The sequence below is a fragment of the Plantactinospora sp. B5E13 genome, from assembly GCF_039871775.1.
Classification (GTDB): domain Bacteria; phylum Actinomycetota; class Actinomycetes; order Mycobacteriales; family Micromonosporaceae; genus Plantactinospora.
In genome coordinates this window covers 1-20,423 of record NZ_JBDPLT010000081.1, presented here as the reverse complement: position 1 = coordinate 20,423, position 20,423 = coordinate 1, and the positions used below count along the sequence as shown (strand labels likewise).

Sequence of the window (20,423 nt, the reverse complement as noted above, 5' to 3'; positions counted from 1 at the left end):
CTCCGTGCAGATGGTTGTCTTGGTCGATAACCCATCTACCGGAGACCTCACCGCATCCCGGTCACCGACACGCCCAGCCGATCTACCTCACAGCCAGGACCACAGGGCACTTATGACACACGGCCTAACACTCCAGCCACACTTCGTGACGTATGGACTGTCCTTTCGGGACACCGTCCATAGGGCGAGCGGCCGTTTACAGGCCGAGCGGTCGGCCCTGCGTTGTCGATCGCTTCTGGCAGGATCAGGACCCGGGGATCCCCTGGGCGGGGACCGCAGCGAAGCCGTGTGCAAGGACCCTGTCGAGAGGTGATGTACGACCTGAGAAGGCTCACGGACTACGAGCGTCGTTATGTGCGGATGCTGGACGAGCTTCAGAGCGCTCCGGCAGTGCAGGTCATGCACGAGGAGCGAGGCCCGGTGGAGGAGTTCGTCGGGGACGCGGACGAAACCTTCCAGCTCATCGCCGAGGAGTGCGGGGTGGAACTGGACCCCCGCCTCCAGCGGAGCTTCCTCCGCTTCGAAGCGGTGTCCAGCCACTGGGCCGTGGAGCAGGGCGACCTCTACCAAACCGGCGAGTTCTCGGTCCGTCACCTGGGCGCCGCGATGTTCGGCGGGGTCGAAGACCTGGACCTCGAGGTCGACACCGAGTCCGGGCCGGAGTCGTACGAGGAACTGCGGCCCTTTGACGAACACCCGAAGGGCGGGGGCGGATCGTTCACGAGCCTGCGGATCCGACCGGGTGCGACGTCCCCCGAGGTGTGGTTCTTCGACGGAACCAGCCGCCTGCACAAGCTCGACCTGGACTACTGCGACTACCTCGATGCGCTCCTGGTGACCAAGGGAACCTACGGTTGGCAGTACTTGTTCGCCGAGGTGGACGCCCAGGACATGAACTTCCAGTTCGCCGCGGACGCCATGCGAAACATGCTGCGGATCTTCCCAGAGATCTTTCCGGATCACGACTACGCGCCCTTCCGAACCAGGCTGGAAGACCGGCGAAGGCAGTTCATAAATCACGAAGTGCGGCTGGAGTACTAGGTGTTGGTGGTCAGGACGTTGGTAACGGCGCGTAGTGGTGGGCAAGGTTGGTGGCGAGGGTGCGGAGGTGAGCCCGGGCTTCGGTGGGGCCGTGCACAGTAATGGCGTCCCCGAACGGCAGCAATGCTCGCACGTCCTCTAGATGCAGGAAGCGAATTGTTACCTTGTGGTCGGTGGCGGATTCTTCCCGGTCGTCCCGGACGAGTCGTGGGCCGAAAATCCGATCCGCCCGCTCGATCTGGGACTGGTCGATGGTGGCGCTGACCTCTATCGCGTGGTTGTGTGCCCACTGATCAATGAGCGCGGCAGCGACGGTGGCCAGGGTCTGGTTCTCGCGGATCCGTCGTGGCTGATCGACTTCCTTCCACGTCGTGATCCGTTCGAGTCGGTACATCCGTGGCACCCGGGCACAGTCGGCGATGAGATACCAGACGCCGGCCTTGGCGAACAGCCCGTAGGGATCCACGACCAGGTCGCGTGGACATGACTCGCGTGAGCTGTTGTACTCGATCCGTAGCCGGCGACCTCGCCGCACCGAGCCGATCAGCGAAGCCGGAGTCGTGCCGGACGCTGATGTCTGGAGCCAGGGACGGCTGTCCACGTGCACTACGTCGGTGAGCGGTAGGAGTTCCTGATCTCGACGTGACTGTTTCGCTGCGATTTTGGCGAGCGCGCGCCGGCTTTCGACCGAGGCGTCGAGCTCCGCGCGTTGTATCTCATCCAGCCCAATGAGCGAGAGGTGATCACGCTCGTCAGCCGTGAGCCGCGTGAGGTCGAGCCCGGACCCGGGCAGCATGGTCACGCCGCCGAGGCGGCCCCGGTGTGCGGTCACCGGCAGACCGGCGTCGCGGAGCCAGTTCAGGTCCCGGGTGATGGTTCGCAGGGAGACCCCGAGCGCCGAGGCAAGGTCCTGTGTGGTCGCGCCATCCCTCGATTCCAGGAGCAGCAGCAGGGCGAAGAAGCGGTCCGGGGTCACCCACCAAGTTTTTCAGGAATTGCGACACGATGCGGCGCATATTCCGGCCAGGCTGGTGGATGCGTACCTACGACCTGCGAGAAGGAACAACATGACCACGTCCGTCGTGTCCATCGTCTATGTGAGCGACGCTCCCGCCGCAGCCCGTTTCTACGGCGACCTCCTCGGCATGAGCCCCTCGCTCGAGACTCCGGGATACATCACCTTCGACCTCGGACCAGGCGCTGACCTCGCTCTGTGGTCCGGCCAGTTCGAGGACCTGTCGCCGGACGTCCCGCGTACCAGTGAGGTGTGCCTGGCCATCAGCGGCGGTGGACCCGACGAGATCAACGCGATCTTCAAACAGTGGCAGTCCAAGGGCGTCACGATCCTGGACCAGCCTCGCGATGCGGGGTTCGGGCTGACCTTCCTCGCAGCCGATCCTGACGGGAACCGTGTCCGGGTCGCACCGAAGGACTGAACAGCCGCCATGCGACAGGCGCGCACGATAGGTGTCGCGCCTGCCGTTGGAAGTTCGGACTCCGCAAGATCATCCACAAGGTGGGTCCGGGCGAGCAGCCGGCCGTGTTCCTCGCGGAAGACCCGCTCGACGGCGTGTACCTCGGTCACGCCGGATCCGACCACCATTCCGGCTTGTCGAACTCCAGGACCGGCCGGATCTCGACCGTGCCGCGCGACGCGGCCGGGCAGCGGGCGGCCCAGTCGACGGCGGCGTCCAGGTCCGGCAGGTCCACCAGGTAATAGCCGCCGAGGATCTCCCGGGTCTCCGCGAACGGCCCGTCGGTGACGGTCCGGCCGCCGTCGGCGCCGAGTTGGACGCAGGTCGCGGTCTCGGTGCCCTGCAACGCCTGGCTGTCGAGCAGTGCGCCGGTGTCGGCGAGCAGCTTGTCGTACGCCCAGTAGGTGTCGATCTCGGCCTGGACCGCCGCCGGTTCGGTCGGGTCGCCGGTCGGGTCACCGTAGAGCAGGAACAGGTACTTCACGCTTGTCTCCCTCGGGTCGTCGCGGGGGCGCTCGCCGCCCAGCCTGACGACGAACGGAGCGGCCCGGAATCGACACGCCGGTGGAGCTGATTGCCTCGGACGCGCCGACAAAATTTCTTGTCTTGACTAAGCAGGTTGTCGGTGTCAGAGTATGGGCATGTTCGACATCGCGGTGATCGAGGACCCGGCGGCGGCCGAGGCGTCACTGGACCCGATCCGGGCCCGGCTGCTGGCCGCCCTCAGCGAGCCGGCGTCGGCGGCGACGCTGGCCACCCGGGTCGGTCTGGCCCGACAGAAGGTGAACTACCACCTTCGGGCCCTGGAGCAGCACGGCCTGATCGAGCTGGTCGAGGAACGCCGCAAGGGCAACATGACCGAACGGGTCATGCGGGCCACCGCGGCGTCGTACGTGATCTCGCCGGTCGCCCTGTCCGCCGTACGGCCCGACCCGGCGGCCCAGCCACCGGACCGGCTCTCCGCCCGCTGGCTGCTGGCGCTGGCCGCCCGACTCGTCCAGGACGTCGGCGCCCTGATCACCGGCGCCGACCGGGCCAGCAAGCGGGTCGCCACCTTCGCCGTCGACGGCCGGGTACGGTTCGCGTCCGCCGCCGACCGGGCCGCGTTCGCCGAGGAACTTGCCAGCGCCGTCACCGCCCTGGTCAGCAGGTACCACGACGAGAAGGCCCCCGGCGGTCGCGAGCACCGGGTGCTGCTCGCCCTGCACCCGAGTGCCGACCCGCCGCCCACCAGACCAACAGACGACACGAGTGCCGAGGAGTGAGTGACATGACCAGCGCCACCGCCATCGCGACCTACCCGACCGTCCAGATCGCCGAACCCACCACCGCGGCTGGGCGTCGCCGCCAACGCGCCCTCGGGGTCGCCGCCGCCGTCGTGTCCAGCAGCCTGCTCTACCTGGTGCCCCGCGCGGCCGGCACCGACTTCGCACTCGTCGCGCCGAACAACCCGGTGCCGCACCCGCTCATCCTGCCGGAGATCGCGGTCTTCGCCCTGCTCTTCGCCCTGCTCGGCTGGGGGACCCTGGCCCTGCTGGAACGGTTCACCCGGCACGCCCGGGCCATCTGGAGCGTGCTGGCGGCTGTGGTGCTGCTGGCCTCCTTCGTCCCGGTCTTCCTCCACCAGGCGACCACCGACACCCGGATCATGCTCTGCCTGATCCACGTCGCGGTTGCCGTCGCGCTGGCGCCGATGCTGCGCCACCGCACCGGTCGCGGCCGCCGCTGACCCGGCCCCCACCGGTCCCCCGCATCGCCACCGAACCACCCGCCCGACGCCCGACAGGGCGCGGCACATGCCGGGTCCGGAACGTCCGACGCGACGGCCCGGCCCGGCCCGATCTGACCAGAAGGACGGAGAAACCCCGCCATGGGACACCCATTCGAACTGCAGAAGACCATCGAGTTGGCCGGGACGCCGGAAGAGGTCTGGGCGGCGATCGCCACCGGCCCCGGCATCGACTCCTGGTTCATGGGGCGCAGCGAGGTCGAGCCGCGCGAGGGCGGCCAGACGCGCTTCTCGATGCTCGGCCAGGTCGCCGAGGCGACCGTGACCGCCTGGGAACCCGGCAAGCGGTTCGCGAACCGGACCGAGCCCGGCCCGGACGGCACCTTCCTCGCCACCGAATACCTCATCGAGGGACGCGACCAGGGCAGCACCGTGCTCCGGCTGGTGCAGAGCGGCGTGCTCGGCGACAACTGGGAAACCGAGTACGAGGCGATGCAGGTCGGTTGGGACATGTACCTGGGCAGCCTGGCCGCGTACCTGGCCCACTTCACCGGCCGCACCGCGACCCCGGTCACCGCGTTCCGGCCCGGTGCAGGCGACCCGGACCAGGTCTGGGCCGCGGTCGCCGACGCGTTCGGCATCACCGGACCGGTCACCGAGGGCACCCCGGCCCGGCTCACCGTCGACGGGCTGCCGCCGATCGACGGTGTCGTCGACCTCGTGTGCCTGCCCACCTACGTCGGCGTCCGCACCGACGACGCGATCTACCGCTTCCTGCACTCCGGCACCAAGCGGGGCAACGCCCTGGTCGTCGGCCACCACATCTTCGCCGCCGACCCGGACCCGGCCCGCACCGAGCGGATCTGGCAGGAGTGGCTGGACCGGCTCCCGGTCGGCTGACCGGCGCCGGAGGTCCGATACTCCGGGCGGCCCGCCGGCCGGACCGGGAATCGGGGTGGGCTCAGGGTGGTACACCAGGGGGAGTAGCGGTTCCGACTCCCGGCGGCGGACGACGCGGCCCACCCCGCCGTCCTACCGTCCGGGCATGACTGGGAAACAACTGCGCTGGGCCGGACTTGTACTGGTACTCGTCGGCCTGGTCTTCAACCTCGGCTGGTTCTTCGTACCGCCGCACGTCTGGCTGGACGACCCCGGACTGGTCCCGATGCCGGAGGCGCTGCTCGGCTGGTGGGTGGTCGCCATCGGCGCCGTCCTGCTGCTGTACGGGCTGCGCCGGGGGGCACGGTGACCAGACGACGCACCCTGCTGCGCGGGCTCGCCGTGGCCGGCGGTCTGCTGGCCGCCCCGGCCGCCGGTATCGGCGGATACCTTTACGCCGAGTCCGGGCGCACCAACGTCGGCACCCTCACCTTCCGCAACCGGCTGGCCGTTCCTCCGCTGCTCACCCCGTCGACCGACCACGACGGCCGCAAACGGTTCCGGCTCACCCTGGCCGCCGGGCGTACCGAACTGCTCCCAGGTACCAGCACCGGGACCTGGGGCGCCAACGGATCGATCCTCGGGCCGACCCTACGGGTCCGGCGCGGCGACCGGGTCGCGGTCGAGGTGACCAACCAGCTCCCGGAGACCACCTCTGTGCACTGGCACGGCATGCACCTGCCGGCGGCGATGGACGGCGGACCGCACCAACCGATCGCGCCGGGGCAGGTGTGGCGGCCGTACTGGACGGTCGAGCAGCGCGCCGCCACCCTCTGGTACCACCCGCACCTGCACGCGCATACGGCCGCACACGTCTACCGGGGCGTCGCCGGGCTGTTCCTGATCGACGACGACGAGTCCGACACGCTGCGGCTGCCGAACCGGTACGGCGACGACGACATTCCGCTGATCCTGCAGGATCGGACGTTTCGCGACGACGGCTCCCTGGACGAGTCGGACCTCGGCTTCGGCGGGCTCACCATCACCGGTCTGCTCGGCGACCGGATCCTGGTGAACGGGACGTACGACCCGTACGTCGAGGTCGGTGCCGAACAGGTCCGATTTCGGCTGCTGAACGGCGCGAACGCCCGGGTCTTCTCCGTCGGGTTCACCGACGACCGTGAGTTCGCGCTGGTGGCAACCGAGGCGGGACTGCGGGAGCAACCGCTGCCGCTACGCCGGCTGATGCTCTCGCCGGGCGAGCGGGCCGAGATCGTCGTGCCGTTCCGGGCCGGCGAGCAGGTGGTGCTGCGGAGCTTCCCACCGCCGCTCGGTGGCAACGCCGTCTACCGCCGACTCGCCGGCGGCCACGACACCTTCGACCTGCTGAAGATCGTGACGGCCGACACGCTGCGGCCGGCGGCGCCGCCACCGGAGCGACTGGGCGCCCCGGCGCCACCCGTTACGGATGCCGGTGCGGCGCCGCCGTTCCGGATCACGATGGGGGACTTCCTGCTCAACGACCGGACCATGGACCCGACCCGGATCGACCGGGTGGTCCGGACCGGAACGGTGGAGTGGTGGGAGATCGTCAACGGCCAGTTGATCCCACACAACTTCCACCTGCACGGCGCCGCGTTCCGAGTGCACGAGGTGAACGGCCGGCCGCCCGCACCGTACCTGACCGGGGAGAAGGACACCGTGTACGTGCCACCGGGCAGCAGGGTCCGGCTGGCCGTACGGTTCCTGGCGCACTCGGACGCACGGACGCCGTACATGTTCCACTGCCATCTGCTCGCCCACGAGGATGCCGGAATGATGGGACAATTCCTTACCGTGTCGGCTCAGGACGCGCCGCTGGTGCCGGGAAGGCTCGTCGACCCGCACACCGGCCACGGAAAGTGAGGACCGATGGGCCGGTTCGACGTACCACTCGCCCTGGCCGTCGCGGTCGCCGTCACGGTCGCGACCGAGGTGTCCGCCGAGCCCGCCGAGCGCTCCTCCCCGGTGGTCGCCGGTGCGCTCGGCCTCGCCGTCGGCGGTCTGCTGCTGTTGCGCCACCGTCGCCCGGTACTCGTCCTGGTCCTGTCCCTGGTCGCGGTCATGACCTACAACCTGACCGACTTTCCCAGCATCTCGCCGATCTGGCCGTTGCTCGTCCCGCTCTACGCGGTGGCCCGCGCCGGTCAACCGCTGATCGGAGCGGCGATCGGCACCTCGACCCTGCTGGTCTCGACCGGCTGGGTGCTGCACGCCGGGGTCGGTCCGCTCGAACTGCTCGACGGCGTGCTCCGGGAGGCGGCGATCCTGGGCCTGGCGCTGATGGCCGGGGCCGCGGTCCGCGCCCGGGAACTGCTCGCCCGGGAGGCGCACGCCCGGCTCGCCGCAGAACAGGAGCAGCGTGGACGAGAGGCGGCGCGGCTGATGCTGGCGGAACGGATCCGGATCGCCCGGGAGTTGCACGACGTCACCGCACACACCGTCACGGTGGTCGGCGTCCAGCTCAACCTGGCCCGGGAACTGCTCGACGTGGATCCGGACGCGGCCCGGGAAGTGCTCGACGGCGCCCGGCAGATCAACGGGAACGCGATCGACGAACTCCAGTCGGCGGTACGCCTGCTCCGGGAACCCGGTACCGGGCCCGACCGGCAGGCGTTGCCCGACGAGACACAACTCGACGCGCTCCTCGACCGCGCGGCCGACACCGGCCTGCGTGCCAGCCTGCAACGGATCGGCCGGTCCCGCCCCCTGCCACCCGCGGTCGGGCTCACGGTCTACCGGATCACCCAGGAGGCGGTCACGAACGTGCTGCGGCATGCGCACGCCACCCGCGTCGTGGTGACGCTCCGCTACGCGGCGGACGGGGTACACCTCGATATCACCGACGACGGTACGCCGCCCGCACCGGCCGGCACCGACCCACCATCCACCGTCGTCGGCCATGGCCTGCCCGGGATGCGGGAGCGGGCCGACAGCCTGGGCGGCACCCTTGACGCCGGACCGGCGCCCACCGGTGGCTACACCGTCCGGGCCTGGCTGCCGCTGCCCGCCGCGTCACCGGTGACTCCGGCCCGGCCGTCGGACGCTCCGGTGAGCTTGCCGGAGGTGGCGGCCCCGGCGGGGGCCGTCCCGGGAGGCGCGCCGGACGGTGGGCGGAGCTTCGGCGGGGCCGGACGGCGATGAGCATCCGGGTACTCATCGCCGACGACCAGCAACTCGTCCGGACCGGTCTGCGCGGGCTACTGGTTCTTGACGGCGACATCGAGGTGGTGGCGGAGGCTGCCGACGGCGTCGAGGCACTGCGGTTGGCCCGGCTCACCCGGCCCGACGTCGCACTGCTGGACATCCGGATGCCCGGATTCGACGGTCTGACGGTCACCGAGCGGCTCACCTCCGACCCGGAGACCGCCGGGGTACGCGTCGTCGTACTGACCACGTTCGACATCGACGCGTACGTCTTCCAGGCACTCCGGGCCGGGGCGAGCGGCTTCCTGACCAAGACGGTGGGCCGGGACGAGTTGTGCCAGGCGGTGCGGGTGGTCGCCGCCGGCGAGGGACTGCTGAGCCCGAGCGTGACCCGTCAGGTGATCGACGAGTTCAAACGGCGCCCGGCGCCGCCCCGGGTCGCTCCGGAACAGCTCGCCGGGCTGACCGACCGGGAGCGGGAGGTGCTCGCGATGGTCGCTGCTGGCCTGGACAACACGGGCATCGGGCGTGCCCTACGGATGAGCCCGCTGACCGCGAAGACCCACGTCAGCCGGATCATCAGCAAGCTCGGCGCTCGGGACCGGGCGCAACTGGTGAGGCTGGCGTACGAGACGGGCCTGGTCACCCCGGGCGGACCGGTACCGGGGTGACCCGCATGCCGGCGAGCCCGTGCAACGAGTACAGCAACCCCAGCACGCTGCCCCGGTCCCGCAGCAGCCGCCACTTCGCCTCGTGCAACGCCCGCCCCACCGTCGCACCGGTCAGCAGCCCCGTGTAGAACCACCGGCTGAACGCGGCGGCGATCCCGTCCGGAATGTTCGCCGAGGTGCCGATGACGCCCCGGTTGCCGTTGCGCTGGAACGGCTGCAGCAGCGAGATCGCACTGTGCGGGTCCATCACCGCCGTGCCGCAGGCGTTGAGGAAGACCAGCGGTTTGTCGGTCCCCGCCCGCCCCGGCCCCTGGGCCACCCACCGCTCCACCAGGTCTGCCTTCAACTCGGTGAGCCGGACCCGCAACTCCCGGCGCTGCTCGTCGGCGAGCAGGTAGCCGTGCCCGTCCGGGTCCTCCGGCCGGGCCTCACAGTCACAGGCGAAGTGCAGGATCTGGTCGGCGGGCACCCCCCGACTGCCGTCGACGCCGAGCGTGGGGTCGCAGAGCTGGGCGGCCAGGCTCGGCGCGTCCGGCTTGTCGAGGTCGTCCGGGTACGGCCCCTCCAGCCGCAGCCGGTCACCCCGACTGCGGAAGAAGTCGAGTTCCCGGCGGGCCCCCGGATAGCCGGAGTGGTAGACCATCCGGACCGGCAACCGCTCCCAGCCGGCGAGGTCCAGGCTCCACTGTGGATCGTCCCGGTCCCGGCGCTCCACCACCGCGGCGAAACCCGGAAAGGCGAGCGCGGCCGACTCCAGCCCCGGCTGGTCACGTACCGGTGGCGGCCGGGTCGGTGCGAACAACGGCAGCAACTCCCACGGAAAAACATGGTCGGCGCGGGTGACGACGTGGATCAGCGGCGGCTCGGCCGAGCGGGCGCGCCAGGTCGGACAGGCGGTACGCAGGAACTCGACCAGCCGGCCCGAGTCACCCTGCGGATCGGCGAGCACGTCGAAGAGGAACGCCCGGCCGTACGCGCCGAGCGCCGTCAGACTGTCACCGGCCGCCGTCAGGTTCTCCCATGCCGCCTCCACCGGGTCCGCCGTCGCCGCGGCGACGGCCCGCCTCCGCTGCTCCCGGAGGATCCGGGCAAGGCCGACATGGAGTCTCGCGCCGTGCTGACGTACCTCGGCGAGCGGGGCGAGCCGGACCGCCAGGCTGTCCCCGACCGCCGGCGCCTCCAGGTCGAGCCGCAGCGCGCCCTCGTGCTCCGTCGTGTACACCCGCACCGCGGGCCGACGGTTCGTCCGGTCGCCGGTACTCTCGCTCATCCGTCACCCTCCCGTCCGGTCCGGATCGGACGCCGTCGCTCACCCGTCACCGCCGTGGCCCGGGCCGCCCGACGGCACCAGGCGGGCCGGTACGTCGTCCGGAACCGCTTCGATCTGGATCGGCAGGGACTGCACCAGGCGGTCCGAGGAGAGCAGCACGATCCGCACCTCGTGCTCGCCCGGCTCGGGAAAAACCAGCTCGGTGCGGTGCCGGACCTGGGCGTCGCTGGCCGGACAGGTGACGGTCAACTCCGGCCGGGACACCTCCACAAACGGCGCGTCGACCAGCACGGTCAGCGGAACCTCCGCCGCCGCCGTACCGGCCGCCGCCGCCGGACGCCACACCGACGGCGGGTCGAGCACCGGGTGCTCGCCGAGCGCGTACGGCCGCTGCCCGGTCGCGACGACCACGGTGAGGTCGCAGCGGCGGCCGACCGGTGCGCGCCAGACCGGCACCGGCTCGGTGCCCGGTACCGCCCCGGTGGCCGGTCCACTCAACTGCACACCGACCGCGCCCCGGAACGCCACCGCCGGCGCCGGTGTCAGCGCCTGCCGGATCTCCTCCCGCAACCGTCCCGGTACCGCCCCAGGATCCCGCGCCGTCGGCACCGCGGCGTACGGGAACGGAAGTTCCGGACGCGGCAGCCCGGCGGGCAGCGCCCAGCCGGCGGTGAGCACCGGCCCCCGACCATCAACCTGGTCCTGTTCCAGGGTGCGCAGGACGTCGCCGAGCGCCGCCCAGTCCTCCTGCTCGGCAAAGGTCGCCACGGCGGTCATCAGCAGGTGCCGGGCCGCCTCGCGGTCACCGGCCCGCAGCCGGATCTCACCGCGTACCCGGTCCAGCCGGGCGGCGAGTGCGGCCAGCACCGCGGTCGGCTCACCCCGGACCCGCAGCAGGTCGAGCCGGCCGGCGGCGACATGGGCGAGCCGGTCCGCCTCCACCCACCAGTCCAACGCCAGTACGGCCCGGGCCAGCAGGCAGTACGCCCGTACCTCGCCGATCGGGTTGCCCATCCGCTGGAAGGTGACCGCGGCCGCGGCGGCCCGCCGGACGGCCCGCACCGCCGCCCAGGTTTCGGTGGTCCCGTCGCCGTCCTCCGCGACCGCCCGGCCGAGCAGCGACCGGGCCATCCGGTACTGCACGGTCGCCTTGCGGCGCTGGTCACTCGCCACGAACTGCAGCGTCTGGCCGAAGTACCTGTCGGCGCTGTTCCAGTCGCCGCGCCGCCGCGCCGCCTCGGCCAGCGCCAGCAGGATCCGGTACCGGGTGGCGTCGGGGATCCTCGGGTCGAGCAGCTCGTCCTTGGCCGCCTCCGGCGTGTCGACGTGGTGCACCTCGCCGAGCAGCACCCGGACCAGCCGCTGCTCGCCCTGCTCGTCGACGGCGACCGCGTGGCGGTGCGCGTCCTCCAGCGTCTTCACCGCCTCCCGGTACCGGGCGGCCTGCACAAACGCCTCGCCGATCTTGCGTCGGACGGTGGCCAGCCGGAGCGTCGCCTTCCGGGCCTCCGGCGAGTTGTCGCCGGGGTCGTCGCGTCGCAGCCGCTCACAGAGGGCCGTCGCCCGGTCGAAGGTCTCCTCGGCCTCCCGGTACCGCTCCACCGCGACCAGGAACGTCCCGGCGGCCAGCAGTACGTCGACCAGGCCGAGCCACTCCTGTTCCCGTTCGGCGGCCTGACTGGCGATCCGGTACGCGTCGAGCGTGTCGGCGGTGGACACGTCGGCCGGTACGCAGCCGTCCAGCCAGGCGCCGATCCGCCAGCAGATCCGGTCCGGGATGTTGGCCGCGCGGACCAGCCGGAGCAGGTTCGGATACTCCAGACGTACCCACTGCTGGGGGCTGTCCGCGATCCGTTTCGGCAGGGTCGAGGTGGCGGACAGCCAGCGGGGCGGGTCGACGGCGGCGAAGTCCACCTCCAGCACGTCCAGGGCTGCGGCGACCACCTCCAGGTACGCCTCGTCCAGCCGGGCGAAGGCCGCCCCGACCTCGGTCCGGGGCAGTCGGGCGGCCTGCTCGGCGGCGAAGAGCCGGACCAGCGGGTGCAGGCCGTACCGGGCGACCCGCGAGGTGTCGTCCATCCCCTGGTCCTGCAGCAGTTGCGCGCTGGCCAGCCGGTCGACGAGCGCGTCCGCCTCGCCGCTCGGCAGCTCCATCATCGGGGTCAGCACCCACGGCACGAAGGTGGCGGACGGGATCAGGGAGAGCAGCGCCAGGGCGGTCTGTTCCTGGGGGAGGAGCCGCTCGTACTCGGTCCGCAGGTGCCGCCGCAGCGGACGGCCCGGCCGGACCAGCCAGCCCAGCCGGGAGCGTTCCTCCCGGAGCAAGCCCGCGACCTGGCAGGCGTCCGCGCGGTCCTCGGCCACCCGTTCGGCGGCGGCCCGGATGGCGAGCGGCAGGCCGGCGCAGTAGTCGACGATCTCCGCGACGCACTCCGGGCGGACCCCGTCCGGTACCCCGGAGACCGCGGCGAACATCTCCAGCGCGTCGTCGGCGTCCAACGGCGGCAGGTGGTACGACGGTGTCGGCAGGTGGTCCGGCCAGCGCAGGTCGCGCCGGCTGGTGATCAGTACGGCGGTGGTCGGGGAGTTCGGCATGACCAGCCGCACCTGTTCGGCGCTGCGCGCCGCGTCCAGGATGAACAGCATCCGTTTCCGGGCGGTGAGGGAGCGGAAGACCACGGCCCGGGCCTCCGTCTGCGCCGGCATCTCACCGACCTGCCAGCCGAGGGCGAGCAGCAACTCCTGGAGGATCTCGTGCGGTGGCCGGTGGGCGCTGCCGGTGCCGAGACTGACGTACACCTGGCCGTCCGGGTACTGGGCGGCCAGTTCCCGGGCCAGCGCGTCGACGAGCGCACTCTTGCCGACCCCGGGCATGCCGTGCACCCGCAGCACCACCGGGCCGGTCGCCGGCTGGGCCTGGGGCCGCTGCCGGCGGCGCCACCAGGACCGGCGGGGCGGCTCCGGCCGGGCCGCCCGCTGCAGGTCGTGCTGCGTACGCAGGTCGGCGAGTTCCCGGTCCCGTCCCCGGAACAGGTCGTCGCGGGCGGGCAGGGTGGGCACCGCCTCGACCCGCCAGCGACCGATCGGGGCCCGGAAGTACCGGGTCAGGTTGGGCAACCAGCCGAGCCAGCCGTCCACCGGGCGGGGGCCGCCGTCGACGGCGCTGCCCGGCCGGCCGGACCGCGACCCGGTCGGCTGTCGCGACCCGGACCCGGTCGGCTGTCGCGACCCGGACCCGGTCGACTGGCGTGAGCCTGGGCCGGTCGACTGCCGCGACCCCGGGCCGACGGGGCGCCGCGCCTCCGGGTACGGCACCAGCCGGGTGGGGGTTCCCGACGGTGTGCGGGACTCCCGGGGCGTGGCGGCCCTGTTGGCCTCCGCGGCCTCCGGAGGTTCGAGCAGCAGTACGGTGACCGCGCCGATCAGACTCAGCGCGGCGAGGGCGACGTACTGCCAACTGGTCGGGATGTTCTCGTAGAGCGTGCTCAGGGTGAGCGAGAGAGCGCTGAAGATCGCGCCGGCCCAGAGCCGGAGCCAGCGCGCCCGGCGGCGGAGCCGTTGCAGCCGCGAACGCAGTGGAACCGGCTCGACCGACCGTCCGTCGTCCCTTGCCGTCATCTCGTGACGACGGTCGTCGCTCGCCGGGTCCGGGCCGCATGCGCGCCCGGCGGTCCACCGGCCGGTTCGGCCGCCTCGGCCGGCTCGTCACGCAGGTCCGACTCCACCTCCCAGAGCAGCCGGGCCGCCAGCGCGCGACCGTGCGTGTCACCGACCCTCGTGTACGTCTGCCTGGCCGCCTTGAGCAGCGCGGTCGCCTCCTGCACCCGGCCGGCGAGGTGGTACGCCTGGGCCAGCGAGGTCGCCGCGTCCGTCATGATCCACCGGTCGCCGCACCGCCGGAACGTGCCGTGGCTCTCCTCCAGCAGCGGCACCGCCCGTTCGAGGTTCTCCTCCGCCAGGTACGCCCGGCCGAGTTCGAGCCGGGCGTGGCCCGCGCCGTAGCGGTGCTCCACCTTCGTGAAGCCGGACAGGGCGGTGACCGCGAACTCCCGGCTCTGGTCGTACTTCTCCTCCTGCAGCAGGAGCCGGGCATGCTGCAACCGGATCCAGCAGCAGCGCAGCTCCTGGTGGGCGCCCGGGTCGGCGGTCAGCTGCTCCGCCTCGACGAACAGCTCCCGGGCCCGCTCCGGATCCCCGCACAGCTGCTCGACGACGCCGTGCGCCAGCAGGATCCCGGGACGTTCACGGCGTGCCGTCCCGTCCTCCGACGCGGTCATCGACTCGGCGAGTTCGGCGAACTGCCGACCGAGCAGCAGGTCGCCGCGCAGCGCCTGCAGCACGATCTGTTCACGCAGCACCCGGATGTGTTCGCCCCGGTCCTCGGTGTTGCGGACGGCCTCCAGCGCCCCGGCGAGTTCCTTCTCCGCCTTCGGGATCTGTCGCTGGCCCAGCCGCAGGCTGCCGGAGAGCCGCAGGGCACGCGCGGTGACCAGTGGTGAGTCGTCGGAGAGATTCCGGGCCTCCCGGGCGTACGCCGCGGCGGCGTCGATCCACCCGAACTCGGCGACCACCTCGCCGAGCGCGACCAGGGCGAGACTCTCCCTGACCCTGGCCGGTGTCGCGCCGCCGGTCGTCGTACCGGCCCCGGTCGTCGTACCGGCCCCGGTCGGCACCGTCCGGCCGAGCCCGTCCGCGCGTCGTACGTCGTCGTCACGACTCCAGGCCAGCAGTTCCCGTGCGCTCTCCAGGGCCTGGTTGATCCGGCCCTCGTCCAACTGCTGGTAGACCGTCTGGCGGAGTTGGCGCTCCACGTCCCGGGCGGCCCGCCGGTCCCGTTCGTAACGCAGTTCGTCCCGGATCCGCTGCTGGAGTTCCGGGGACAACGGGGGCCGTTCGGCGCGCAGCCGGCCCGTCGCGTACGCCTGGGCGTACCAGGGCAGGGTGTACGTCGAGACGCCCGAGTCGTCCTCCACCTGGCGCTCGGCGAACCGGGCCAGCGCCAGCCGGTCGAGCAGCCGGGCGGCGAGGCCCGGTGAACTCGCCTCCTCGGGGCGCTGACCACGCAACAGGGCGGCGAGCAGCCACGGCTGCACCTGGTCGGTGTCGGCCAGACCGAGCAGCAGCAGCGCGTTCTGCTCGGTCCGGGTGAGCAGGGCGTACGCCAGGTCGAGGATGCCGGAGAACGGAACGCCGGTGTCGCCGGGTGAGACGGCGGCGGCCTCGTCCATCCGGCGGACCGCGACCTCCAGTGTCCAGTTGCGACGGCTCGCGAGTACGGCGCCGGCGATGGAGAGGGCGACCGGGTAGCCACCGGACGCGGCGACGATCCGGGCTGCCTGCGGCGAATCCTCGTCCGAGATCCGGTCGACGCCGATCAGTTCGCGTAGCAGCCGGGTCGCGTCCGGCGGGATGAGCGGTGCGACCGGCACGCTCCGCAGGTGCGGGAACGACTCCCGCAGCGGGGTCAGCTCGTCGGTCGCGGTGACCAGGGCGAGGCAGCCCGGACCGGCGGGCAGCAGCGGCCGGACCTGGTCCACCGTCTCCACGTTGTCGAGGATGACCAGAACCCGACGGCGCTGCGTACGGTCGTGGTACCAGCTCTGCAGGTCGGCCGGGTCGGGCATGTCCTCCTTCGGCCCCTTCAAGGCCCAGACGAAAACCCGGAGCCGGTCCTCCGGGGTGGTCACGCCGGCCCGGTCGAACCGGAACAGCAGTTGCCCGTCCGGGTAGTCCTCGGCGACCTGGTGGGCAAGATTGACGGCGAGCGCGGTCTTGCCGACGCCCCGGGCGCCGTACAGCACGATCAGGCGCGGGCCGGTCCGCTCCTCGGCCGGTGCCGCCAGGTGCGCCCGCAACTCGGTGAGCGTGTCGTCGCGGCCGACGAGCAGGCCCGGCGGCGGAAGTTCAGCGGGGATCACCGGCTGGTCCCGGGGCCTGTCGGCGGTCCGTTCGAGCCCACCGGGTACGGCGGCCACCGGCGGTGGGGCGTCCCGTCGACGCCGGACGATCGCCAGCAGGACGGTCATCAGCAGGGCACCGATGACGACCGCCGCGATGCTGATGATCGCCGGCGGCCAGAAACGGAAGAGGGTCACCAACGTGGCAAAGATCAGGAATGGCGCGACGTACAGAAGTAATCGGTACCCTGCTCGCATCGAGACTCCCCCTCCGGTCGTTCCATGATGGCGACTCCGGGCAAGCCGAGCCAGTGATTGGGGCCCTTCGACTTGCGAATAGGGCGCGACGCGGTTCGATGCTCCACCATTCACGGCCCGGCAATCAGCCGTCCGGACGACGGGCAGCGTTCCGACTGTCGGGTCGGCGACTCGCCAGCCGCGCGGGTCGGGGTCGCCGGGGGGTGCGATGCCGGCGGGTGTGGGTCCGTCAGCGGCCGCGGACCAATCTGGTCGGCACCGGGAAAGCCGTCCGTCGCAGTCGTGAGCCGGCCGGCGGGGACTCCGCAGCTCGCCGGTGTGGGCTCCGCAGCTCGCGCTCATTTGCTAGCGTGCCGGCCAGGCATTTGCCGTCGACGATGGCTGGGGGTCGGATGTGGGGCGGTGACCCGGGTGCGGGTGGTCTGCTGGATCCGGACAGCGCCCATGACGAAATAGCCCGTTGGCGGGGACGCGTGCACCGGACAGCAATCGACACCGAGGCCATGAGCGCCCGACTCCGGGACGCGCGGATGACCGCGGCCGACGACGACGGGCTTGTCGAAGTGACGATCGACGCCACCGGCCGATTGGTCGACCTGCGGCTCAGCGAGCGGACCCGGCAGGTGTCGACCGACGTGGTGGCCAGGACGATCATGCAGACCATCGCTGTCGCGGGGCGACAGTTGGGCGAACGCGCGCAGCAGATCATCGCCGAGACGGTGGGCACGGATTCGCCGGCCGGGTACGAGATCGCCGAGCGGGTGGGGCGGCAGTTGCGGATGCCGGACCCGTCGGTGGGCGGCGAGGACGATCGCCCGCGGTGGCGGTGAGACGCGGTGACCAACGGTTTTGGTGTCGCGGCGGAGCAGATCCGCGCACACGCCCGGAACGTCGAGGCGGTCCAGCAACGCTTCGGCGCGGTGAAGGCGGCCAGCGCGCACATCGAGCGCAACGACGCGGCGTACGGGTTGCTGTGCCGGTGGATCGCGGCGGTGCTGGAGAGCCGACACACGCGCCAGGACGAGTTGTACGCCTACGTCGAAGAAAACCTCGCCCTGGTCGTGCAGGCCCTACGGCAGACGGCGGATGGCTACGACAACGTCGACAGTCGGGCCGCGCAGCGCCTCGGCGCGTCGTACCGGCCGACGGGACAACAGTGGTGAGGCCCCATTCGATCATGGTGGGGCGGCTCCGATGACCGACCCGTCGCTCATCGCCGGTGTGCAGTCGACGCGTGAGGTGTGGACCGGGTCGTCGCTGGCCGACTCAGTCGAGGGCCTGGTCGACGCGATCCGTAGCGAGGGGTGGGTCGACGATCTGCTGGCCGGTACCGGGATGGCGCTCGAGGTCGCGGGAGCGGTGCTCGACCCGTTCAGCGCGTTGCTGGCGAACGGGCTCGGATGGGCGATGGAGTACTTCGAGCCGCTGCGGGAGATTCTCGACAAGCTCACGGGTATGCCGGACGTGGTCGCCTCGCACTCGGCGACCTGGCACAACATGGCGGCCGAGTTGCAGGCCATGGTCAACGACCTGAACGGACACCTGGGCCGGGACCTGCCGGACTGGCAGGGCGGCGCCGCCGAGAGCTACCAGAATCTCATGGTCCACAACGTGGACGCGCTGGCCGGACTGGCGGGGATCTCGGCGGCGATGGCGGTCGCGACCCAGGCGGCGGGAGATCTCGTACGGGCCACCCGTGACATCGTCCGGGACCTCATCGCGGATCTTGTGGCACGGGTCATCGTGTGGGCCGTCGAAGCCATCTTCGTGGTCACGCTTCCGGTGATCGCCGCGCAGATCGCCGCCGCCGTCGTCAAGTGGACCGGACGGATTCTCAGCTTCGTCACTGCCCTGGTCAACAGCCTGACCAACCTCACCCGCCTGCTGAACGGGTGAGGCGGCCATGAGCAGATCCCGGGGGCCGCGCGGCGGTGGTGACACCTCCACGGGCGGTGCCGGCAGCGGAGATACGCCCACGGGCGGTACTGGTGGCAGGAACGTACCCACAGGCGGCACTGCCGGCGCGAGACCGGTTGGGCGGCAGCGCGGGCCGGCGTCCGCACAGAGTGTCGGTCAGGGACAGCAGTCCGTCGGCGAGAGTGCACGACTGGGCCGGCCCGTACCCGGGACGTCGTTCGGCGGCGGGTCCGCGCCGAGTACCCCGCCGTCCGGATCAGCGACGGACCCGACGCTGGCCGGTACGACCGCGAATCCCGCCGGCCCTGCGACATCCGGCGTGCCGGGGACCGCCAGTTCGCCGCCGGGGCCGGGCGGACCACCGACCGGTTCGCCGACTGACATCCCTGACTGGCGGCAGCGCATGGACGCCGCGCTTGGCGGAGGCGGCAACCCACCCGTGTTGGCCGGCACGCCGGGCGCCTCGGGTGCCGGCACCAGCGCCGGTGCGGCCGGCACGGATGGCGGCTCCGGAGGAGGGGGTACCGAAGGTGGCGGTACTCCGTCGGGCAGCGGCCCCGGTGGCGACCCTGGCATCGGTGACGGCCCGGGTGACGGTGACGGCGGCGGTTCGGGGGACGGCAGTGAGGAGCCGTACCGACCCGCTGACCGGACCGACCAGGAGTTGCAGGACGACCTGGACCCCACGCCACGCGACGGTGAGACGCCGGAGCAGGCGGCCGACCGGGCCGACGCCGCCGCTACGGAACTTGAGGTCCGCCGGTACGTCGAGACCTACGAGCAGCTCGGTGATGAGCCGCCTCGGTTCGACATTGCCAGTAACGATGCGAGCTACGGCCATCTGACCGGGCGAGAACACCCGCACACCGACGAACGGCACGGCCCGGACATACGGCTGGAGCGTGACCCGACCGGCACCGACCGGACCGTCGAGGGCCGGATCTACGGCGACCCGCCGTGGGACAACGACTCGAATTACTCGTTCCGCTGGGACAACCCGTCCGTGCAGAACAGGGCAATCAACGAGTACGTGAACCAGCACTGGGAGGGTATTCGCGATGATCTGGCAGCTAACGGGAGACACGACGGCAGTTTTGATTTCGCTAAGCGGGTGGGTGAGGGTTATTACAACGACGGATCCTACGGCGTAGGACCGCGTAACGCCCATCATCATGTGACCAGTTACGTCGAGATTCGGATCCGAATCGTGCCCGGCTCTGAGCCACCTGAGCCGTATATTCTCAGTGCATTCCCCAGTGCCAACCCGAAAGGCTGAGCCAGTATGGATTTGTCCCGGTTGCCCGAGTCGGCCCGCAGGCACGCCGAAAAACGCCTCGCCCGTACTCCGTTGGAAGTGGTTACCGATCTTGTTGCGGGGTATCTGGCGGACGCCGATGGCTTCGACGAAGTCATCGACGACATTCGCGGCGCGGCGGCGTATAACGTGCGGAATGTTCAGCGGCAAATTGCTGCTATAGAACAGGTGCTGGCGGAGCCGCAGCCACCGAATGCCCTGGCCCACATCGTGGCCTGGAGGGGTAACTGGGTGCTGGACGATCCCTCTGACGTGGGGGCGGCTGCCTTTCTCGCGGAGTTGGCCGATCACATGCGGGCGGTGGTTGCTGAGGTGGAGGCCGCCCGCCGGGCGCGGTTCCAGAAGCGCGGGACTACGGAGCCCACGAGTGGGTCTGGAGAGCGGGCCGCAGGGTCGGACGAGCCGGGCCAGTAATGGATTTGTCCCGGTTGCCCGAGTCAGCCCGCAGGCGTGCCGAGCAGTTCAGCGCCCGTACTCCGCTTGAGGTGGTCAGCGATCTGTGCGCGGACTACCTGGCGAATGCCGACGGCTTCGAGGAGGCGGTCGACGACATTCGTGGTTCGGCGGCGTACAACGTGCGGAGCGTTCAGCGTGAGATCGCCGCGACAGAGCAGGTGTTGGCGGAGCCGCAGCCACCGAATGCCCTTGCCCACATAGTGAGCGATTTTCATCCTGCGTAGCGGTTCGCTTCGACGTGGTGCAGGACGAGGATGGCCTGCACGATCGCGGTGGCGCGGCGCGGGCAGCAGCGCAGCTTGGCCAGGACCTTCCAGGTCTTGAGGGTG

General features: G+C 71.2%; 20 protein-coding genes and 1 pseudogene. 15 read left to right on the top strand and 6 right to left on the bottom strand.

Translation table 11 applies throughout. The features are described from left to right. Window positions 1-309 precede the first annotated feature (309 nt). Window positions 310-1,041: a hypothetical protein gene (locus ABGB05_RS36055; RefSeq protein ID WP_347658519.1), complete on the top strand. Its 732-nt coding sequence runs from the start codon at window positions 310-312 to the stop codon at window positions 1,039-1,041. Window positions 1,042-1,051: 10 nt separating this feature from the next. On the opposite strand, the gene ABGB05_RS36050 is transcribed toward ABGB05_RS36055, so the two are convergent. Further along, the gene (locus ABGB05_RS36050) at window positions 1,052-2,017 is read right to left on the bottom strand and encodes a WYL domain-containing protein (RefSeq protein WP_347658518.1); all 966 of its coding nucleotides are present in this window, start codon (window positions 2,015-2,017) and stop codon (window positions 1,052-1,054) included. A 91-nt stretch (window positions 2,018-2,108) separates the two neighbouring features. Between ABGB05_RS36050 and ABGB05_RS36045 the strand changes: the two genes are divergently transcribed. Beyond that, a complete protein-coding gene (locus tag ABGB05_RS36045) occupies window positions 2,109-2,477 on the top strand; it encodes a VOC family protein (RefSeq protein ID WP_347658517.1) in 369 nt (122 codons plus the stop codon). Window positions 2,478-2,622: 145 nt separating this feature from the next. Here ABGB05_RS36045 and ABGB05_RS36040 read toward each other — a convergent pair whose 3' ends face one another. Beyond that, window positions 2,623-3,000, bottom strand: a complete 378-nt coding sequence (locus tag ABGB05_RS36040) for a YciI family protein (RefSeq protein ID WP_347658516.1) — start codon at window positions 2,998-3,000, stop codon at window positions 2,623-2,625. Window positions 3,001-3,157: 157 nt separating this feature from the next. On the opposite strand from ABGB05_RS36040, the gene ABGB05_RS36035 reads away from it, so the two are divergent. From ABGB05_RS36035 to ABGB05_RS36005, 7 genes are all read left to right on the top strand, one after another. Continuing rightward, window positions 3,158-3,781: a helix-turn-helix domain-containing protein gene (locus ABGB05_RS36035; protein WP_347658515.1), complete on the top strand. Its 624-nt coding sequence runs from the start codon at window positions 3,158-3,160 to the stop codon at window positions 3,779-3,781. Window positions 3,782-3,786: 5 nt separating this feature from the next. Continuing rightward, window positions 3,787-4,245, top strand: a complete 459-nt coding sequence (locus tag ABGB05_RS36030; RefSeq protein ID WP_347658514.1) for a DUF6069 family protein — start codon at window positions 3,787-3,789, stop codon at window positions 4,243-4,245. Between the two features lie 141 nt (window positions 4,246-4,386). Next, window positions 4,387-5,145, top strand: a complete 759-nt coding sequence (locus ABGB05_RS36025) for an SRPBCC domain-containing protein (protein ID WP_347658513.1) — start codon at window positions 4,387-4,389, stop codon at window positions 5,143-5,145. 145 nt (window positions 5,146-5,290) lie between these two features. Then, complete coding sequence (locus ABGB05_RS36020; RefSeq protein ID WP_347658512.1) at window positions 5,291-5,494, top strand: hypothetical protein; 204 nt, start codon at window positions 5,291-5,293, stop codon at window positions 5,492-5,494. Next, window positions 5,491-7,029: a multicopper oxidase domain-containing protein gene (locus ABGB05_RS36015; RefSeq protein WP_347658511.1), complete on the top strand. Its 1,539-nt coding sequence runs from the start codon at window positions 5,491-5,493 to the stop codon at window positions 7,027-7,029. The genes ABGB05_RS36020 and ABGB05_RS36015 overlap by 4 nt, the downstream gene beginning before the upstream one ends. Before the next feature lie 6 nt (window positions 7,030-7,035). Further along, window positions 7,036-8,307, top strand: coding sequence for a sensor histidine kinase (locus ABGB05_RS36010; protein ID WP_347658510.1), 1,272 nt, complete (start codon window positions 7,036-7,038; stop codon window positions 8,305-8,307). Continuing rightward, window positions 8,304-8,981: a response regulator transcription factor gene (locus ABGB05_RS36005; RefSeq protein ID WP_347658509.1), complete on the top strand. Its 678-nt coding sequence runs from the start codon at window positions 8,304-8,306 to the stop codon at window positions 8,979-8,981. Before ABGB05_RS36010 ends, ABGB05_RS36005 begins: the two co-directional genes overlap by 4 nt. Here ABGB05_RS36005 and ABGB05_RS36000 read toward each other — a convergent pair. From ABGB05_RS36000 to ABGB05_RS35990, 3 genes are read right to left on the bottom strand one after another with little or no spacing between them, the layout of a single operon-like run. Beyond that, window positions 8,953-10,251: a CHAT domain-containing protein gene (locus ABGB05_RS36000; RefSeq protein ID WP_347658508.1), complete on the bottom strand. Its 1,299-nt coding sequence runs from the start codon at window positions 10,249-10,251 to the stop codon at window positions 8,953-8,955. The two genes, ABGB05_RS36005 and ABGB05_RS36000, sit on opposite strands and share 29 nt — an antisense overlap. A gap of 39 nt (window positions 10,252-10,290) precedes the next feature. Continuing rightward, a complete protein-coding gene (locus ABGB05_RS35995; protein WP_347658507.1) occupies window positions 10,291-13,869 on the bottom strand; it encodes a tetratricopeptide repeat protein in 3,579 nt (1,192 codons plus the stop codon). Then, window positions 13,866-16,406: an AAA family ATPase gene (locus tag ABGB05_RS35990; RefSeq protein WP_347658506.1), complete on the bottom strand. Its 2,541-nt coding sequence runs from the start codon at window positions 16,404-16,406 to the stop codon at window positions 13,866-13,868. The genes ABGB05_RS35995 and ABGB05_RS35990 overlap by 4 nt, the downstream gene beginning before the upstream one ends. Before the next feature lie 503 nt (window positions 16,407-16,909). On the opposite strand from ABGB05_RS35990, the gene ABGB05_RS35985 reads away from it, so the two are divergent. The 6 genes from ABGB05_RS35985 to ABGB05_RS35960 all read left to right on the top strand — a co-directional run bounded on the left by ABGB05_RS35985 (window position 16,910) and on the right by ABGB05_RS35960 (window position 20,318). Next, the gene (locus ABGB05_RS35985; protein ID WP_347658505.1) at window positions 16,910-17,236 is read left to right on the top strand and encodes a YbaB/EbfC family nucleoid-associated protein; all 327 of its coding nucleotides are present in this window, start codon (window positions 16,910-16,912) and stop codon (window positions 17,234-17,236) included. Between the two features lie 6 nt (window positions 17,237-17,242). Then, window positions 17,243-17,569, top strand: coding sequence for a type VII secretion target (locus ABGB05_RS35980; protein WP_347658504.1), 327 nt, complete (start codon window positions 17,243-17,245; stop codon window positions 17,567-17,569). A 31-nt stretch (window positions 17,570-17,600) separates the two neighbouring features. Further along, window positions 17,601-18,302: a hypothetical protein gene (locus tag ABGB05_RS35975; protein ID WP_347658503.1), complete on the top strand. Its 702-nt coding sequence runs from the start codon at window positions 17,601-17,603 to the stop codon at window positions 18,300-18,302. 424 nt (window positions 18,303-18,726) lie between these two features. Further along, complete coding sequence (locus ABGB05_RS35970; protein WP_347658502.1) at window positions 18,727-19,599, top strand: hypothetical protein; 873 nt, start codon at window positions 18,727-18,729, stop codon at window positions 19,597-19,599. 6 nt (window positions 19,600-19,605) lie between these two features. Beyond that, window positions 19,606-20,052 carry a hypothetical protein gene (locus ABGB05_RS35965; protein WP_347658501.1) on the top strand — a complete coding sequence of 149 codons (447 nt, stop codon included), beginning with the start codon at window positions 19,606-19,608 and terminating at the stop codon, window positions 20,050-20,052. A gap of 71 nt (window positions 20,053-20,123) precedes the next feature. Then, window positions 20,124-20,318 (top strand): hypothetical protein, encoded by a 195-nt coding sequence (locus tag ABGB05_RS35960; protein ID WP_347658500.1) that lies wholly within the window; start codon window positions 20,124-20,126, stop codon window positions 20,316-20,318. On the opposite strand, the pseudogene ABGB05_RS35955 reads toward ABGB05_RS35960, so the two are convergent. Next, window positions 20,306-20,423 (bottom strand): annotated as a pseudogene (locus ABGB05_RS35955) (IS5/IS1182 family transposase); the annotation flags it as partial. The gene ABGB05_RS35960 and the pseudogene ABGB05_RS35955 overlap by 13 nt on opposite strands.

Excerpts from the sequence above, each read along its gene's own strand:
- ABGB05_RS36045 (WP_347658517.1), top strand. The coding sequence starts at position 2,109 with ATGACCACGTCCGTCGTGTCCATCGTCTATGTGAGCGACGCTCCCGCC.
- ABGB05_RS36035 (WP_347658515.1), top strand. The coding sequence starts at position 3,158 with ATGTTCGACATCGCGGTGATCGAGGACCCGGCGGCGGCCGAGGCGTCA.
- ABGB05_RS36030 (WP_347658514.1), top strand. The coding sequence starts at position 3,787 with ATGACCAGCGCCACCGCCATCGCGACCTACCCGACCGTCCAGATCGCC.
- ABGB05_RS36025 (WP_347658513.1), top strand. The coding sequence starts at position 4,387 with ATGGGACACCCATTCGAACTGCAGAAGACCATCGAGTTGGCCGGGACG.
- ABGB05_RS36020 (WP_347658512.1), top strand. The coding sequence starts at position 5,291 with ATGACTGGGAAACAACTGCGCTGGGCCGGACTTGTACTGGTACTCGTC.
- ABGB05_RS36010 (WP_347658510.1), top strand. The coding sequence starts at position 7,036 with ATGGGCCGGTTCGACGTACCACTCGCCCTGGCCGTCGCGGTCGCCGTC.
- ABGB05_RS36005 (WP_347658509.1), top strand. The coding sequence starts at position 8,304 with ATGAGCATCCGGGTACTCATCGCCGACGACCAGCAACTCGTCCGGACC.
- ABGB05_RS36000 (WP_347658508.1), bottom strand. The coding sequence starts at position 10,251 with ATGAGCGAGAGTACCGGCGACCGGACGAACCGTCGGCCCGCGGTGCGG.
- ABGB05_RS35995 (WP_347658507.1), bottom strand. The coding sequence starts at position 13,869 with ATGACGGCAAGGGACGACGGACGGTCGGTCGAGCCGGTTCCACTGCGT.
- ABGB05_RS35990 (WP_347658506.1), bottom strand. The coding sequence starts at position 16,406 with ATGCGAGCAGGGTACCGATTACTTCTGTACGTCGCGCCATTCCTGATC.
- ABGB05_RS35985 (WP_347658505.1), top strand. The coding sequence starts at position 16,910 with ATGAGCGCCCGACTCCGGGACGCGCGGATGACCGCGGCCGACGACGAC.
- ABGB05_RS35975 (WP_347658503.1), top strand. The coding sequence starts at position 17,601 with ATGACCGACCCGTCGCTCATCGCCGGTGTGCAGTCGACGCGTGAGGTG.
- ABGB05_RS35970 (WP_347658502.1), top strand. The coding sequence starts at position 18,727 with ATGGACGCCGCGCTTGGCGGAGGCGGCAACCCACCCGTGTTGGCCGGC.
- ABGB05_RS35965 (WP_347658501.1), top strand. The coding sequence starts at position 19,606 with ATGGATTTGTCCCGGTTGCCCGAGTCGGCCCGCAGGCACGCCGAAAAA.